Origin of the sequence: Falsiroseomonas algicola (genome assembly GCF_011040385.1) — a bacterium.
Classification (GTDB): Bacteria; Pseudomonadota; Alphaproteobacteria; order Acetobacterales; family Acetobacteraceae; genus Falsiroseomonas; species Falsiroseomonas algicola.
This window is the reverse complement of the sequence record NZ_JAAIKB010000003.1, coordinates 457,093-473,437: the sequence shown is the minus strand read 5'-3', so window position 1 is coordinate 473,437 and position 16,345 is coordinate 457,093. Positions and strand designations below refer to the sequence as shown.

The 16,345-nt window shown below is 69.4% G+C and carries 15 protein-coding genes; 5 read left to right on the top strand and 10 right to left on the bottom strand.

The window, feature by feature from the left end; all coding sequences use genetic code 11:
- The first annotated feature begins 59 nt into the window (after positions 1-59).
- Genes G3576_RS10810 through G3576_RS10795 form a run of 4 tightly spaced genes read left to right on the top strand, consistent with a single transcriptional unit; the run spans position 60 to position 3,634 of the window.
- Entirely contained in the window at positions 60-722 is a 663-nt protein-coding gene (locus tag G3576_RS10810; protein WP_164694387.1) for a substrate-binding periplasmic protein, read from the top strand.
- A 2-nt stretch (positions 723-724) separates the two neighbouring features.
- Positions 725-2,044 (top strand): extracellular solute-binding protein, encoded by a 1,320-nt coding sequence (locus G3576_RS10805; protein WP_164694386.1) that lies wholly within the window; start codon positions 725-727, stop codon positions 2,042-2,044.
- On the top strand, positions 2,037-2,813 hold the full coding sequence (locus tag G3576_RS10800; protein WP_164694385.1) for a substrate-binding periplasmic protein: 777 nt from the start codon (positions 2,037-2,039) through the stop codon (positions 2,811-2,813). Before G3576_RS10805 ends, G3576_RS10800 begins: the two co-directional genes overlap by 8 nt.
- Before the next feature lie 8 nt (positions 2,814-2,821).
- A complete protein-coding gene (locus tag G3576_RS10795) occupies positions 2,822-3,634 on the top strand; it encodes a transporter substrate-binding domain-containing protein (RefSeq protein ID WP_164694384.1) in 813 nt (270 codons plus the stop codon).
- 15 nt (positions 3,635-3,649) lie between these two features.
- Here the strand turns inward: G3576_RS10795 and G3576_RS10790 are convergent, their stop codons facing one another.
- Positions 3,650-4,372 carry a hypothetical protein gene (locus tag G3576_RS10790; RefSeq protein WP_164694383.1) on the bottom strand — a complete coding sequence of 241 codons (723 nt, stop codon included), beginning with the start codon at positions 4,370-4,372 and terminating at the stop codon, positions 3,650-3,652.
- 248 nt (positions 4,373-4,620) lie between these two features.
- Between G3576_RS10790 and G3576_RS10785 the strand changes: the two genes are divergently transcribed.
- A complete protein-coding gene (locus G3576_RS10785; protein ID WP_235951736.1) occupies positions 4,621-5,688 on the top strand; it encodes a glycosyl hydrolase family 8 in 1,068 nt (355 codons plus the stop codon).
- Positions 5,689-5,743: 55 nt separating this feature from the next.
- Here the strand turns inward: G3576_RS10785 and G3576_RS10780 are convergent, their stop codons facing one another.
- The 9 genes from G3576_RS10780 to G3576_RS10740 form a co-directional block, all read right to left on the bottom strand.
- The gene (locus tag G3576_RS10780; RefSeq protein ID WP_164694381.1) at positions 5,744-6,541 is read right to left on the bottom strand and encodes an FAD binding domain-containing protein; all 798 of its coding nucleotides are present in this window, start codon (positions 6,539-6,541) and stop codon (positions 5,744-5,746) included.
- A 12-nt stretch (positions 6,542-6,553) separates the two neighbouring features.
- Entirely contained in the window at positions 6,554-8,935 is a 2,382-nt protein-coding gene (locus G3576_RS10775) for a xanthine dehydrogenase family protein molybdopterin-binding subunit (RefSeq protein WP_164694380.1), read from the bottom strand.
- A gap of 95 nt (positions 8,936-9,030) precedes the next feature.
- Positions 9,031-9,537 (bottom strand): (2Fe-2S)-binding protein, encoded by a 507-nt coding sequence (locus G3576_RS10770; protein ID WP_164694379.1) that lies wholly within the window; start codon positions 9,535-9,537, stop codon positions 9,031-9,033.
- 107 nt (positions 9,538-9,644) lie between these two features.
- Positions 9,645-10,607 carry a Bug family tripartite tricarboxylate transporter substrate binding protein gene (locus tag G3576_RS10765; protein WP_164694378.1) on the bottom strand — a complete coding sequence of 321 codons (963 nt, stop codon included), beginning with the start codon at positions 10,605-10,607 and terminating at the stop codon, positions 9,645-9,647.
- A gap of 116 nt (positions 10,608-10,723) precedes the next feature.
- Entirely contained in the window at positions 10,724-11,773 is a 1,050-nt protein-coding gene (locus tag G3576_RS10760) for an ABC transporter ATP-binding protein (RefSeq protein WP_164694377.1), read from the bottom strand.
- Entirely contained in the window at positions 11,770-12,762 is a 993-nt protein-coding gene (locus tag G3576_RS10755; protein WP_164694376.1) for an ABC transporter ATP-binding protein, read from the bottom strand. The genes G3576_RS10760 and G3576_RS10755 overlap by 4 nt, the downstream gene beginning before the upstream one ends.
- Before the next feature lie 5 nt (positions 12,763-12,767).
- Complete coding sequence (locus tag G3576_RS10750) at positions 12,768-13,700, bottom strand: ABC transporter permease (protein ID WP_456237335.1); 933 nt, start codon at positions 13,698-13,700, stop codon at positions 12,768-12,770.
- On the bottom strand, positions 13,697-14,638 hold the full coding sequence (locus tag G3576_RS10745; RefSeq protein WP_164694375.1) for an ABC transporter permease: 942 nt from the start codon (positions 14,636-14,638) through the stop codon (positions 13,697-13,699). The genes G3576_RS10750 and G3576_RS10745 overlap by 4 nt, the downstream gene beginning before the upstream one ends.
- Positions 14,639-14,658: 20 nt before the next feature.
- A complete protein-coding gene (locus G3576_RS10740; RefSeq protein WP_164694374.1) occupies positions 14,659-16,260 on the bottom strand; it encodes an ABC transporter substrate-binding protein in 1,602 nt (533 codons plus the stop codon).
- Positions 16,261-16,345: the final 85 nt, after the last annotated feature.

Sequence of the window (16,345 nt, the reverse complement as noted above, 5' to 3'; positions counted from 1 at the left end):
ACGGATCCCTCTCCCGTGTCCTCGATCGAGGGAGGCTGGTCGTTCTCAACGGTCCGACCATGGCGCTGCCCGCCGGCCCGCGCGGCAGCGACGAGGCCCTGCGGGATCCCTTCAACACCTCGGTCGCCACGCTGCTGGCGGATCAGATCGGCGTCGCCTGCGAGATCGTCCCCAAGCCGGCGACCGGCGCGATCCCGGCATTGATGGGCGGAGAGGGCGACATCGTCCTGCCCACGCTGCTCAGCCGCCGCAATGCGGGCCGTGTCCTCCTGGCCCAACCCCACGCCATCCTGGACGCCGTGGTCATCTCCGCGCTGCGCCGGCCCCTGCGAGGGCCGGACATGCTGGCCGGCCTGCGGGTCGGGCTCCTCGCGAGCCACGCCTTCGCCTTCGGCGACGATGCCGGCATTCCCCACCACGCCGTGGTTACCCGCCTGCCCGACCTGGCAACGCTGGAGGAGGCGCTGCTGGCGCAGGAGGTGGAGGCGGCGCTGCTGCCGATGCCCCAGGCCCGCGCGCTGGCATCGCGCAATCCAGGCGCCGGCCTGTCGCCGCGCTTCACGTTGCGCCCCTTCACCTTCGCGCCGGCGCTCCGCTTCGGAGAGCACGACCTGCGCCATGTCGTGAATGCGGCCCTGGCGGAAGCGCTGCATGACGGCACGCTGGCCGCGCTGTTCCGACGGGAGATCGGCCTGCCCCTCCTACCCCTGGCACCGCTCTAGCCATGACCCTTACCCGCCGCGCCTTGCTGCCCCTGCTGCTGGCCCCGCCACTGCTGCCTGCTGATTCCGCGCGCGCCCAGCCCGGCGCGACCCGCCCGCTCAACGTCTTCGCCTGGTCGGCCGTGGAACCGCTGCTGCGCCCACGAATCCCGGCTTTCGAGGTTGCCACCCAGCGCCGGCTGCGTCTTCTGCACCTGCCCTGGGCCGCCTATCGCGAAGCCCTGGCCGCCAGGCTGATGGGCCAGGCCGAAATCGACATCTGCGCCATGTCCGATCTCTGGCTGCCCGAATTCGCCCATCGCGGCTGGCTGGCCCCGATCGACGACCTCCCGGGGGCGGAGGCGATCGCGGCCGAGACCCGCCCCGTCTGCAACCAGGGCATGTCCTGGCAAGGACGGCGCTACGGCGTGCCCTACTACACCGACAGCATCGTCTTCCTGGTCAACAAGGCCCTGCTGGAACGCGCCGGCATCCCGGCCGCGCCCGAGACCTGGGAGGAGGTCGTGGAGCAGTCGCTGCTGCTGCAGCGGCGCGGCCTCGTCCGGCATGGCCTGGCCCTGCCGCTCGCCCCCGACCCCTGGCTGCTGGAGGTGACGAGCGCCCTCGTCTATGCCTTCGGTGGCAGGCACGTCGATGCGGACCTCGACCCGACGATGCAGCAGCAGGATCGCGGCGCGGTCCGAGCCATGCGCTTCCTGCAGGATGCCCTGCACCGCCATGCCGTGCTGCCGGCGACGGCCCGGCTGCAATCGGAAGCCGATGTGCTGGACGGCATGTCGGAAGGCGACTTCGCCTTCTGCCTGGCCCCCAGCTACCGCCTGCGCCAGTTGAACGACCCCGCCCAATCCGCCGTCGCCGGCGCCATCCGCATGGCCATGATGCCGCGCGGCGGACCCCGCGGCACGCAGGAAACCTGCGGGTGGGTCCGCTTCTTCGCCGCCACGCCGGGCGCCATGGCCTCCCCGGCCCGCCGCGCCGGGGTGGAAGCGCTGCTCGCCTTCCTGGCGGGCCAGGGCGCCGATGGACGGCACGAGACCCAGAAGCGCCTGCTGCTGGATGGCGGCCTTCCCTTCTGCGCCCTGCCGCTGCTGGAAGATCCCGAGATCGAGGCGGCGGAGGACCGGTGGTCCGGCAGCAGCGCCATCCTGCGCCGCCAGGCCATCCTCTCCCGCCCCAAGGACCTGCTGGCGCCCTGGCTGAGCGACTGGAGCCGGGCGACCACGGACGATGTCACGTCGATCCTCGCCGGCCGCCAGACGCCGGAGGAAGGCCTGGCCCGCATGGCCGAGCAGTGGTCCGCCCTGAAGGCCGCCCATGCGTGACGTCACCCGCCGCGCGCTGCTCGCCACGATCGCGGCCCTGCCGCTCTCTCCCGCCGCGGCAACGCCGCTCCGGATTCCCACGCTGCGCGCGCTCCGCGCCGGGCTCGACCTGGACGGCACCGCTACCGCCTATCGCGATGCCGCCAACGGCCTGGCGGGCATGGCGGTGGAGGTCGGTGCCTTGATCGCCGATGGCCTCGGCGTCGTGCTCAACCTGGTGCCGACGAGCGCGGCGAGGGCAGTGGAGGACCTCCGCGCCGGCAGCTTCGACCTGCTGCTGAACGCCCCGCCTTTGACCATCGAGGCAGCGCGGGAGGTGCTCTTCGCCGACCCCTATGCGGCGCTCGACCTGGCCGTCATCGCGCCCAGCCGCCTGCCCCTGTCCTCCGCCGCCGCGCTGGCGGGCCGGCGGGTGGCGGCACTGGGCGGTCGCGCGATGCAGCTTCTGGCGTCCCGCGCGCCGATCGACCGGATGGAGGTCCAGGCCCTGCCGGACCTGTCCGCCATCGCGGCCGCGCTGGCGGAAGCCCGGGTGGATGCCGCCATCGTCACCTCACCCATGGCCAGCCGGATCGCCACGCTCAATCCGGCGATGGAGGTGAAGCTCACCCTCGGCACCGTCTGGCTCGCCCCCGCCTGCCGCTTCGGCGACCATGACCTGCTGCAGGCCGTCAACACGCTGCTCTACATCGCGCGGCAGGAGGGCAGGATGCAGCTTCTGCACCAGGCCTATTACGAACGCGCCCTTCCCCGCCCGCCCTTCTTCTGAAGCCGGTCATGACAACACGCCGCCGCCTGCCCCTGCTGGCCGCCGCCTTCCTGCCGCTGCGCCCCGACTCGGCCCGTGCCCAGGCCATGGGCGACGCCACTGGCACGCTCGGCCGCATCCTCCGCAGCGGGCTTGTCCGCGTCGGCGTCTGGCTGGAAGCGCCACCCTGGGGCAGCTACGACCATGATGGCACGCCGGATGGCGCTGAGGTTGCGCTGGCGCGCCTGCTGGCGCGGGATCTCGGCGTCCGGCTCCGCCTGCAGCGCCTGGCCGTGCGGGACCGGATTCCAGCACTGGAGGAGGATCGGGTGGACATCCTGGCCGCGCTGGTGCCGGTGATGTCCGCCACCAGCCGCCGGGTCGCCTTCGCCTCCCCGCATGGCGAACTCACCGTCGCGGTGGCGACCCGGCGGGACAGCGCGGTGCGCAGCCTGGCGGACCTGGCGGGACGGCGCGTGGCGCTGCCCGACAATACCTTCGCGGCGGAAGAAGCGCGGATACGCCTGCCGCCCGACACCACCCAGTTGCTGATGCCGGACCTCATCGCCTGCATCGATGCCGCGACCCGTGGCAGGGTGGATGCGGCGATCAGCTATGGCTGGCTGCTGCGGGACCTGTCGCTGTCGCGGCCCGAGCTCGACATCGAACAGCGCTTCACCCTGACCCATGCACATCACGCGCTTGCCGTCAGGCTCGGCGATGCGGACCTGCTCCGCTTCCTCAACACCTTGCTCTATCTCCGCGGCGCCGACGGGACGCTGGCGGAGATCCATGAGCGCTACCTCCGCGGCACGCCGGCGGTGGCACCGGTGTTCCGCTGAGGCAGCGCTCGCCGCTCAGCGCTGCGGCGGGATCCGCAGGCGGCGGCGGACGGAGGCGAAGGACCCCTCGACATCGACATTGGCGATCACCACGCCGATGCCGGTGGCGCGGGAATTGGGATCGGCCATGCCGAAGACGGGGCGGTCCGGCGGATCCTGGGTCGCGATCACCTCGGTGGAGGGCCCATCGGCCAGATCCTCCCGCCAACGCTGGCGCCAGACCACGACGGACCCGCCCCGCACCTGCTCGGGCCACATCTCGGTCTGCAGCGCCGGGCCCATGGCCGTGGCCGCCTGTTCGAAGACCTGCGCGACGGTCAGCCGCGTGTCCACGCGCTGGTAGGCCTCGACGCGCGTCACCCGGTGGCCGCGTTGCGGATCGTTGATCAGGAAGACGCGGACCGAGGGGCAGACCAGCTGCGCGCCGCGCGGCATGCAGTCGTCATCGTCCGGCACCGCCAGGATCAGGCGGCTCAGCCCGTCCGGCGGCAGGTCGCGCTGCTGATCGATGACGAGCCCGCCATCCACCAGCACCGAGACCGCCTCCGCGGCCGACATGTCGAGTTCGACCTGCCGCGCCACCGCCAGCACCCGGAGGGCCGGGAAGCCGTCGGCCGGCACGGCATCGCCGGGCGGCGCGGCTGGGGGTGGTGGTGCGGCGGCGGTATCCTGCGCAAGCACGCCGGGGACCTGCGCACCCAGCATCATCAGCGCAACCAGCCAGGCAAGGCGAGGCATCCTGCTACTCCGTGCTCCACGCCATTCCTCGCAGCTTCTCATGAATCGTCCAGCGACAATTTGAGACAGGGCAAGAAGTCGGAAACAAAAGGAACTATTCCTTAACCCCGAAATGCAGCAGGGTGCATCCCGCGATGTTGCGGAAGACACCGCCCTTGGCCCCGGCGCCCTCGATCGGGCCGGCCTGCCTCCAGGACACCGCCTTGCCGGGCCGGCGGCGCCTCGTGATCCTTGCCGCAGGCGGGAGCATGGCGCTGGCCTCCACGCAGAGCCCCGCCCAGCGGAACCCTGCCAGCCGGGCCCAGCCCTCCGCTGCCGATCCGGCCGCCGGCATCGGCACACCGCAGGAGGACTGGATCGAGTTCCGTCGCCGATACCTGCTGCCCGAAGGGCGCGTCGTCGATACCGGCAACCGCAACGTCTCCCATTCCGAGGGCCAGGGCTACGCCATGCTCGCCGCCGTGCGGGCGGATGACCAGGGCAGCTTCGGCCGTCTGCTCGGCTGGACTCTCGCGAACCTGAAGCGGCGGGAGGACAATCTCTGCTCCTGGCGCTTCCAGCCGGACCAGCAGCCCAACGTCACGGACCCCAACAATGCCACCGATGGCGACCTCTTCATCGCCTGGGCGCTGCTGGAGGCGGGCGCGCGCTGGGGGAACGCCGATTACCGCCGACGCGCCATCGCCATCGCGCGCGACCTGCTGCGGAGCTGCACCAGTCAGCGCAATGGGCGATGGGTGCTGCTGCCCGGTGCCTATGGCTTCCAGGGCCGCACGCGGACGGTGCTGAACCTGTCCTACTACGCCTTCCCCGCGATGCGGGCCCTGGGACGCGAAGTGGCCGATCCCGTCTGGGGACGGCTGGAGGAGGATGGACTGACGCTGTTGCGCCAGGCGCGCTTCGGCCGCTTCGGCCTGCCGCCGGACTGGCTGGAACTGCGCGCCAATGCCGATCTGCTGCCCGCCGATGGCTGGCCTGCCCGCTTCTCCTTCGACGCGGTGCGCATCCCGCTCAACATGGTCTGGGCCGGGCTGGCCGATCATCCCAGCGTCAATGCCGCCGTCGGCTTCTGGGCGGACCCGGACCATCGCGCCATTCCCGCCTGGACGGACCTGCGGAGCGGGCAACTCGCCCCCTACCCCGCCCATTCCGGCATCGTCGCCGTGGCTCGACTCTCGACGGCCGCCATCCTCGCGCGTGGCGATGCCAGCGTGATGCCGCGCATCGGCGGCGCGCCGGACTACTACGCGGCGGCGCTGACCCTGCTCTCCCGCATGGCCTGGCGGGACCTGCAGCTGTCCCCCGCCATGCGATAGTCACGAAAAAGGGGCGTGCCCTGCGACACGCCCCTGTCGTTCCGCTCGTGACGGTTCAGCCCGCGTTCGTGACGGCGCGCTTGGCCATGACGGTGACGAGGTGCGCGCGATACTCGGCGCTGCCATGGATGTCGCCGTTCATGTCGGACGGATCGACCTTGATCCCCGCCACCGCATCGGCCGACCAATTGGCGGACAGCGCCGCTTCCATGCCCGCGTGGCGGTAGGAGCCGTTGTTGCCCGCGCCATTGACCGCGACGCGCACGCCGGCCGGTCCCTTGGCCACGAAGACGCCCGCCATGGAGTAGCGGCTGGCCGGGTTGCGCATCTTGGCGTAGCCCGCCTTCTCCGGCACCGGGATGTGGATCGCCGTCACCAGCTCGCCCGCCTCCAGCGCCGTCGCGAACATGCCCTGGAAGAAGTCATCGGCGCTGATGGTGCGGCGGTCGGTCTGGATGGTGGCGCCCAGCGCCAGCAGCGCCGCAGGGTAGTCGGCGGAGGGGTCGTTGTTGGCGACGGACCCGCCCATGGTGCCGCGGTTGCGCACCTGCGTGTCGCCGATGCTCGCCGCCATCGCCGCCAGCGCCGGGATCGCCGCCTTCACCTCGGCGGAGGTCGCGACCTCGTAGTGCTTCGTCAGCGCGCCGATGACGATCTTGTTGCCGTCGCGCTTCACGCCGCGCAGGTCCGCGATGCCCGACAGGTCCACCACCGCCGTCGGCTTGTTCAGCCGCAGCTTCAGCGCCGGCAGCAGCGTCATGCCACCGGAGATGGCGCGCGCATCGGGATCGGCGGCCAGGATCTTGACCGCATCGGCGACGGAGGACGGCTTGTGGTATTCGAAATCATACATGGCTCTCGTCCCTCACTCGGCCGCCAGGCGGTGGCCGTGGATGATGTTCCAGATCTTCGCCGGCGTCGCCGGCATCTCCACATGGTTCACGCCGAAATCACGCAGCGCGTCAACCACGGCATTCATGACGGCGGGCGGCGACCCGATCGCCCCTACCTCCCCGCACCCCTTCACGCCCAGCGGATTATGCGTGCAGAGCGTGGTGTGCGTCGCGACGGACACCGGCGCCAGATCGTCGGCGCGCGGCATGGTGTAGTCCATCATCGACCCGCTGATGAGCTGCCCTTCCGCGTCATAGACGGCCGCTTCCAGCAGCGCCTGGCCGATGCCCTGGGCGACGCCGCCCTGCACCTGGCCCTCCACGATCATGGGGTTGATGACGCGGCCGACATCGTCCACGGCCGTGAAGTTCACCATGGAGACCTTGCCCGTCTCCGTGTCGATCTCGACCTCCGCGATGTGGCAGCCGCCGGGATAGGTGAAGTTCTTCGGGTCGTAGAAGGCGGTCTCCTCCAGCCCCGGCTCGATCTCCTCGATCGGGTAGTTGTGGGGGACATAGGCGGTCAGGCTGATGTCGGTCAGCGACTTGGTCTTGTCCGTGCCCGCCACGCGGAAGGTGCCGCGCTCGAACTCCACATCCTCGACGCTGGCTTCCATCAGATGGGCGGCGATGCGCTTGCCCTTGGCGATGATCTTGTCCATCGCCTTGTCCATCGCGCTGCCGCCGACGGCCAGCGACCGGCTGCCATAGGTGCCCATGCCGAAGGGCACCTTGGCGGTGTCGCCATGCACGATGTCCACATTCGCGATGGGCACGCCGAGCTTGTCCGCCACCAGCTGTGCCAGGGTCGTCTCATGCCCCTGGCCATGGCTGTGCGTGCCGGTCAGCACCGTGACGCTGCCCGTCGGATGCACGCGGATGGTGCCGACCTCATAGAGCCCCGCCCGCGCGCCGAGGCTGCCCACCACGGCGGAGGGCGCGATGCCGCAGGCCTCGAGGTAGGTGGAGATACCGATGCCGCGCAGCTTGCCCTTCGCCTTCGCGGCCTCCCGCCGCGCCTCGAACCCCGCCCAGTCGGCGGTCTTCAGCGCTTCCGCGAGGGTCGAAAAGTAGTCGCCGCTGTCGTACTGCAGCGCGACCGGCGTCTGGTAGGGGAAGGCATCGACCGGGATGAAGTTCTTCTTGCGGAACTCCACCCGGTCCATCCCGATCTCCCGCGCCGCGACGTCCATCAGCCGCTCGAGCAGGTAGGTCGCCTCCGGCCGCCCGGCGCCGCGATAGGCATCGACGGGCACGGTATGGGTGAAGACTGCCTTAACCTCGGCGTAGATCACCGGCGTGGTGTACACGCCCGCCAGCAGCGTGGCGTAGAGGTAGGTCGGCACGCAGGGCGCGAAGGTGGAGAGATAGGCGCCCATGTTCGCCAGCGTGTGCACCTTCAGCCCGAGGATCTTTCCTTCGGCATCCAGCGCGAGTTCGGCGGTGGAGACGTGATCCCGCCCATGGGCGTCCGACATGAAGCTCTCGGTGCGGTCGGCCGTCCACTTGATCGGCCGCTTCACCTTGGCCGAGGCCCAGGTGACGATCGCTTCCTCGGCATAGTGGTAGATCTTGCTGCCGAAGCCGCCGCCGACATCCGGCGCCACGACGCGCAGCTTGCTCTCCGGGATGGAGAGCACGAAGGCGCCCATCAGCAGCCGGATCACATGCGGGTTCTGGCTGGTGGTGTAGAGCGTGTAGTCGCCGCTCATCGTGTCGAATTCGCCGATGGCGGAGCGCGGCTCCATCGCGTTCGGCACCAGGCGGTTGTTGGTGGTGGAGAACTTCACCACCTTGTGGGCCTTGGCGAAGGCCGCTTCCGTCGCCGCCTTGTCGCCGATATGCCAGTCGTAGCAGAGGTTCCCCGCCACGCCGTCATGCACCGCCGGCGCGCCGGGCGCGATCGCGGCCTCGGTGGTGGAGACGCCGGGCATCGGCGCGTAGTCCACGACGATGGCTTCCGCCGCATCGCGCGCCTGGGCGCGTGTTTCCGCGACGACCACGGCGACGGGATCGCCGACATGGCGGACCTTGCCCTCCGCCAGCACCGGGTGCTTCGGCTCCGCCATCGGGGAGCCATCCTTGTTGTGGATCTGCCAGCCGCAGGGCAGGCCGCCGATGCCTGCCATGTCCGCGCTGGTGAAGACGGCCAGCACGCCCGGCATGGCCTTGGCGGCCGCCGTGTCGATGCCGTTGATCGTCGCATGCGCATGCGGGCTGCGCAGGATGAAGGCGTGGGTCTGGCCCGGACGATTGATGTCGTCCGTGTACATGCCGCGACCCTGCAGGAACCGGAAATCTTCCTTGCGGCGCACGCTGGCGCCAATGCCCTCGAAGGGCTGCACGACGTTCATGAACCTATCCTCCCCGTTGACGTGCAACAGGCTGGCCCGCCGCCGCGCTTCCCTCTGCCGGGGAATTGGCGCGGCGGAGCACCCAACCGGCGAGACTACTCAGCCGCGGCCGGCGTCAGTTCCGCGGTGCGGCCCTGCATCACATCGCTGGCGGCCGCGATCGCCTTGACGATGTTGTGGTAGCCCGTGCAGCGGCAGAGGTTGCCCTCCAGCCCCTCCCGGATCTCCTTCTCGGAGAGCCCGTCCGGATGCTTGTTCACCAGGTCGATGGCCGACATGACCATGCCCGGCGTACAGAAGCCGCACTGCAGGGCGTGATACTCGCGGAAGGCCTCCTGCATCGGGTGCAGCGTGCCATCGGCCGCGGCCAGGCCCTCGATCGTGGTGACGGAGGCCCCCTCGCACTGCACCGCCAGGATGGTGCAGGACTTGATGCTGTCGCCGCCCATATGGACGACGCAGGCGCCGCACTGGCTGGTATCGCAGCCCACATGCGTGCCGGTGAGCCGCAGTTTCTCCCGCAGCAGTTCCACCAGCAGCGTCCGGGCCTCGACCTCGACCGTGTGCTTGGTGCCGTTGACCGTCAGACTGACCTGCGGCATCGCGCCTCTCCCCAGATTCCATTGGCCAGCCCCGGAACAGGGGCCGCTCCCTGGGGAGAGAGTCGCCCTCGCCCCGCCGAACGTCAAGCGGCAGGCGAGGCGCCTTGCTATTCCACCCGCGCGCCGGAGGCCCGGATCACCGGCGCCAGCTGCGCCTCGGAGGCCCGGCGGAACGCCGCAAGCTCCTCCGGGGATTGCCGCCAGGCGCCGGCGCCGTTCTCGGCCAGCCGCGCATTGAACGCCGGGTCGTCCAGCACCTGTGCCGTCAGCGCCGACAGCCGCGCCACGACCGGCGCCGGCAGGCCGGCCGGCGCGACGACGCTGCCCCAGGAGGTGATGTCGAATCCGGGCAGGAACTCGGCCATGGCCGGGATCTCCGGCGCGAAGGGGCTGCGTCGCAGGCTGGTGACCGCCAGCGCCCGCGCCTTGCCGGCCCTCGCCGTCGCCAGGCTCTGCGGGATGTTGTCGAAGATCATGTGCACGCGCCCGGCCATGACATCGATCTGCGCGGCGGCGCCGCCGCGATAGGGCACATGCACCATGTCGAGCCCCGCCATCTGCCGGAACATCTCCCCGGAGAGGTGGACGGTGGTGCCCGATCCCGGGCTGGCGAAGGTGTATTGCCCCGGCGCCCGGCGGATCACCTCGATCAGTTCCGGCACCGTCCGCGCGGGCACGTCGTTGTTCACGATCAGCAGGTTCGGCAACTGCCAAAGCCCCGCGATGTAGGTGAAGTCCCGCTCCACATCGAAGGGGATATCCGCCCGCAGCGTCGGCGAGATGGCGAGGGAGGAGACGGAGCCGAGGCCGATCACCGTCCCATCCGCCGGCGCCCGCGCGATGGCGAGCATGCCGATATTGCCTCCCGCGCCGGCCCGGTTCTCCACCACGAAGGATTGCCCCGTGATCTCCGCCAGGCGGGAACAGTAGAGGCGGACCAGCGTGTCCACGCCGCCGCCCGGTGCGAAGGGCGTGATGAAGCGCACCGGCTGGCTCGGCCAGAGCGGCTGGGCGATCGAGAAATTCGGCAGCGTGGTGGCGGCGAGCAGGCTGCGGCGGTTCACGAACATGGCGTCTCCCCCTTCAGCCGGCCCTTGCCGGCCTGTCGTTGGGATCAGCCTAGCGCAATCGCCGCGCCCGGGAATCGCCTTGTTGCGGAGGAGAGATCAAATCTCTCCTCCTCGCCTCAGGCGCTGCCCACCGCCAGAAGCTGCGCCCCCTTGGCACCGGAGAGCGGGTTCTCCCCGGCCGGCCGGTCATGCAGGTGGCAGGCGGCGATGTGCCCCCCCTCCAGCGCATCGGCCACCGGCCGCAGTTGCGGCTCCTCCGTCCGGCAGCGGTCGAAGGCGTAGGGGCAGCGGGTGTGGAAGCGGCAACCCTTGGGCGGGTTGATCGGGCTCGGCACGTCACCCTTGAGGATGATCCGTTCCCGCGCCGCGCCCGGCATGGGCACGGGCACGGCCGACAGCAGCGCCTCCGTATAGGGATGCTTCGGCGCCCCGAACAGCGACCGCTTCGGCGCCACCTCCACGATCTTGCCGAGATACATGACCGCCACGCGGTGCGTCATGTGCTCCACGATCGCCAGGTCATGGCTGATGAACAGCATCGCCAGGCCGAGCTCGGTCTGCAGGTCCTGCAGCAGGTTGACGATCTGCGCCTTGACCGAGACGTCGAGCGCCGAGACGGCCTCGTCGCAGATGATCAGGTCGGGCTCACCCGCGAGCGCCCGCGCGATGCCGATGCGCTGGCGCTGGCCGCCGGAGAATTCATGCGGCCAGCGATTGATGGCATCCCGCGGCAGCCGGACCTTGTCCATCAGTCCCTCGAGCCGCTTTTCCAGGTCCGCGGCATCCTTGGCCAAGCCGAAATTGCGGATCGGCTCCGCCAGGATGTCCCGCACCCTCATACGCGGATTGAGGCTGCTGAAGGGATCCTGGAAGACCACCTGCATCTTGCGTCGCAGCGGCCGCAGCGTGCCGTTCGGCATGTCGTCGATCCGGTCGCCGCCCAGCACCACCTGCCCCGCCGTCAGCGGAAATAGCCGCAGCAGCGCCTTGCCCACGGTTGATTTGCCGCAGCCGGATTCGCCCACCAGCGACAGCGTCTCCCCCTTCGCGATGTCGAAGGAGACGCCATCCACGGCATAGACATAGCCCGTCGTGCCGCCGAGGAAGCCGGCCTTGATCGGGAAGTGCTTCTTGAGGTCGTTGACCTGCAACAGGGGCTGGCTCATGCCGCGACGACCTCCTCACGCAGCGCGTAGTGGCAGGCCGCGACATGGCCTGGCGCCTTCTCTTCCAGTGCCGGGGCGTATTGCGTGCAGAGATCCGTCACCTTCGGGCAGCGGGAGGCGAAGACGCAGCCGGGAATCTTCTTCTTCAGGCTCGGCACCAGGCCGGGAATCTCCGCGAGCCTGGTCTCCTCTCCGGTCAGGGACGATCCCAGCTTCGGCATCGAGCCCAGCAGCCCCTGGGTGTAGGGGTGCCGCGGGTTGCGGAACAGCGGCCCGACGGCCGCTTCCTCCACCTTGCGGCCGGCATACATGACGATCACGCGCTCCGCGACCTCCGCAACCACGCCGAGGTCATGGGTGATCAGCACGATGGCCGCGCCGACGCGGTGCTTCAGGTCCCGCATCAACTCCAGGATCTGCGCCTGGATCGTCACGTCGAGCGCCGTGGTCGGCTCATCGGCAATGAGCAGCTTCGGGTTGCAGGCCAGCGCGATCGCGATCATCACGCGCTGCCGCATGCCGCCCGAGAGCTGGTGCGGATATTCCTTCACGCGCCGCTGCGGCTCCGGGATGCCGACGAGCTTCAGCATCTCCACCGCCCGGTCCTCCGCGGCCTGCGCGGACAGGCCCTGGTGCAGGCGCAGCGTCTCCCCGATCTGGCGGCCGACGGTCAGCACCGGGTTCAGGCTGGTCATCGGCTCCTGGAAGATCATGCTGATCTCGTTGCCGCGGATCGCCCGCATCTCCTTGTCGGAGGCGTCCAGCAGATTCTTGCCGTTGAACCGGATGGCGCCGGCGATCTTGCCGGGCGGCTCCGGGATCAGCCGCAGGATGGACATGGCGGTGACGGACTTGCCGCAGCCGGATTCACCGACGATGGCGACCGTCTCCCCCGCATTGACGTGGAAGTTCACGCCATCCACCGCCCGGTTGATGCCGTCCGGCGTGCGGAAGTGGGTCTGGAGGTTTTCGACTTCGAGCAGGGCCATGGTGATCAGAGCCTCTTCGCCATGCGCGGGTCGAGCGCGTCACGCAGGCCGTCACCCAGCAGGTTCACGGCGAGCACGGTGATGGAGAGGAACACCGCGGGGAAGAAGACGATGTAGGGCTTCACCTGCCACAGCGCCCGGCCTTCCGCCATGATGTTGCCCCAGGACGGGATGATGGGCGGCGTGCCCGCGCCGATGAAGCTCAGGATGGCTTCGGTGATCATGGCGCTGGCGCAGATATAGGTCGCCTGCACCGTCAGCGGCGCCAGCGTGTTCGGCAGGATGTGACGCAGGATGATCATCGGCGTCCGCGTGCCGGACGCGACGGCCGCATCGACATAGGGCTGCTCACGCAGGCTCAGCACCACGCCGCGCACCAGGCGCGACACGCGCGGGATTTCCGCGATGGTGATGGCGAGCACGACGTTGCCCACGCTGCCCCGCGTCAGCGCCATCAGCGCGATCGCCAGCAGGATCGGCGGGATGGACATCATGCCGTCCATGAACCGCATGATGATGCTGTCCGCCAGCCGGATGAAGCCGGACACCAGGCCGATGGCCAGCCCGATGACGGAGGCACAGAAGGCCACCGAGAAGCCGACGGTCAGCGACACGCGCGCGCCGTGCAGCACGCGCGAATAGACGTCGCGGCCCAGCATGTCCGTGCCGAACCAGAACTGCGCGGAGGGCTCCCGCGTCCGCAGCGCCGGCGCCAGCGCGGTCGGGTCCCGATGCGCGAGGTAGGGCGCGAAGACCGCGACGAAGACCATCAGCAGAACCAGGAAGCCGCCGATGGCGATGGTCGGGTTGCGGCGCAGGAAGCCGATGAAGCCCTTCTTGGCCTTCACCGGCGGCATGATGTCGCCCATCTCGGGGGCAACATTCACGCCGGGCGGAAGCGGGGCGGTCCGGCCGCCATCCATGGTCGCGGTGCTCAATACCGGATCCTCGGGTCGAACAGGGTATAGGCGAGGTCGATCGCGAGATTGACCAGCACATAGATGAAGGAGAACAGCAGCACGACACCCTGGATGACGGGGTAGTCGCGCCGCAGGATGGCATCGACGGTCAGGCGGCCGAGGCCGGGGATGGCGAAGACGCTCTCCGTCACCACCGCGCCGCCGATCAGCAGCGCGATGCCGATGCCGATGACGGTCACGATCGGCACGGCCGCGTTCTTCAGCGCGTGCATGAACAGGATGGAGCGCTGCCCCACGCCCTTGGCCTTGGCCGTGCGGATATAGTCCTGCTGCAGCACTTCCAGCATCGTCGCCCGCGTGATGCGGGCGATCAGCGCGATGTAGACGGAGCCCAGTGCCACCGCCGGCAGGATCAGGTTCTCGATCCAGGGGCCGAAGCCGCGGCTGAAGGGCGTGTAGCCCTGCACCGGCAGCCAATCGAGCTCGAGGGCGAAGACATAGGCCAGCACATAGCCCACCACGAAGACGGGCACGGAGAAGCCCAGCACCGCGAAGCCCATCACCGCGCGATCCACCCAGGTGCCCTGCCGCCACGCCGCCACCACGCCCATCGGCACGGCGATGGACACGGCCAGGATCAGCGTCACGATCATCAGCGACAGCGTCGGCTCGATCCGCTGCTGGATCATGGTCGCGACGGGCAGGTTGGTGAAGATCGAGGTCCCGAGGTCACCCCGTAGGATGTCCCAGAGCCAGGCCCCGAACCGCACCAGATAGGGGCGGTCGAGGCCGAGGCTGGCCCGGATGCGCTCCACATCCGCCGGAGTCGCCTGATCCCCCGCGATCACCGCGGCCGGATCGCCCGGGGCGATGTAGAGGAGGGAGAAGACGAACAGCGCCACGATCGCCATGACGGGGATCGTGGCGAGGATTCGGCGGACGATGTAAGCAAACATCCGGGTACGCTTCCTTCAGATCAGGTCTTGCTGACGCCCCAGGCGAAGGGAATCGGCCCCTTCACGATGCCGGAGACGTTCCGGCGCCAGGCCTGGTAGCTCAGGAAGAAGCCGGTCGGGCAATACACCACGTTCTCGACCGCGGCAGTGTTGAGGCGGTCGATCGCCGCACGCTCCTCCGCCAGGCTGGACGCGGCAAGCCAGTTCGGCACCTCCGCTTCCACGGCCGGGACGTTGGGCCAGCCGAACCAGGCGCCGTCGCCATTGGCGCGCACGGCGTTGTAGAGGATCGGATTGATGGCGTCGGCACCCGCATGCCAGGTGTGGAACATGGACCAGCCGCCCTGGCCGGGCGGGTTCTTCATCGCGCGGCGCTGGCCGACCGTGCCCCAATCCGTCGCGACGAAGTCGACATTCATGCCGAGCTTCTTCAGCAAATCCGCCGTCACATCGCCCAGCGCCTTGGTGATGGGCTGGTCCTGCGCGACGATGCAGGTGACCGGTTCGTTGTTGTAGCCGGATTCCCGCAGCAGCTGGCGACCGCGCTCCAGATTCGCCGCCTTCATCATGGCGCCGCCGGCCTCGGTGTAGAGCGGGGTGTCCGGCGTGAAAAAGCCGCCCATCACCTTCCACAGGGCTCGGTCGTTGCCGACCAGCGCGGTCATGTAGTCTTCCTGGCTCAGCGCCGTCATCACGGCCTGCCGCACCTTCAGATTGTTGAAGGGGGCGTGCAGGTGGTTCATGCGGAAGGCGCCGATGTTGCCCAGCGGATCGGCGATATCGACGGCGATGTTGCGGTTGCGGCGCAGCACCGGCACCAGGTCGGTGATCGGGTTCTCCCACCAGTCAACCTCGCCGTTCTGCAGCGCGGCGGAGGCCGTGGCGGGATCGGGCATCACCACCCACTCGACGCGGTCCACCATCATCCGCTTGCCGCCGGCCAGCCAGCTCGCGGGCTCGTTCCTCGGCACATAGCCATCGAACTTCTGGAAGACGGCGCGCGCGCCAGGCACCCATTCGTTGCGCACGAAGCGCATGGGGCCGGAGCCGACATATTCGTTGATCTGGGTGAAGCTGTCGAAACGGCTCGCGATGCGCTCCGGCATGATGAAGCACATCGGCGTCGCGTTCTTGCCCAGCGCCATCTTCATCTTGGTGAAGGGCGCGGAGAGCCGCCAGCGGATGGTGCGGTCATCGACCGCGACCAGCTCCTCGTTCAGCCGGCGCAGGATCTGGCCCATCGGGTCGCGCGGCATCCAGCGGACGATGGAGGCGACGACGTCCTTGGCCAGCACCGGCTCATTGTCGTGGAAGCGGAGCCCGGTGCGCAGCTTGAAGGTCCAGGTCTTGCCGTCGGCGGAGACTTCCTCCCCCTCCACCATCTGGCGCTGCGGCTCCAGCTTGTCGTCGAAGCCGTAGAGCGTGTCCCACACCAGCACCGCGGCGTTGCGGACGACGTATTGCGTACCCCAGATCGGGTCGAAATTCGCCAGGTTGGCCTGCGGCACGAAGCGCAGCGTGCGCGCATTGGCGCCCTGGGAGAGCGCCGGCGCGGCGAATCCGCCACCCGCCGCGACGGCACCCGCCGCCACACCGGTCTTGATGAACGACCTGCGATCCATTTGTAGCAACCCCCTGTTATGGGCCTGCCGCCCTTGTTGTGGGCAGAGTGCCTTATCCCTGTGCTGCGCGCCAGCACCCCCCGCC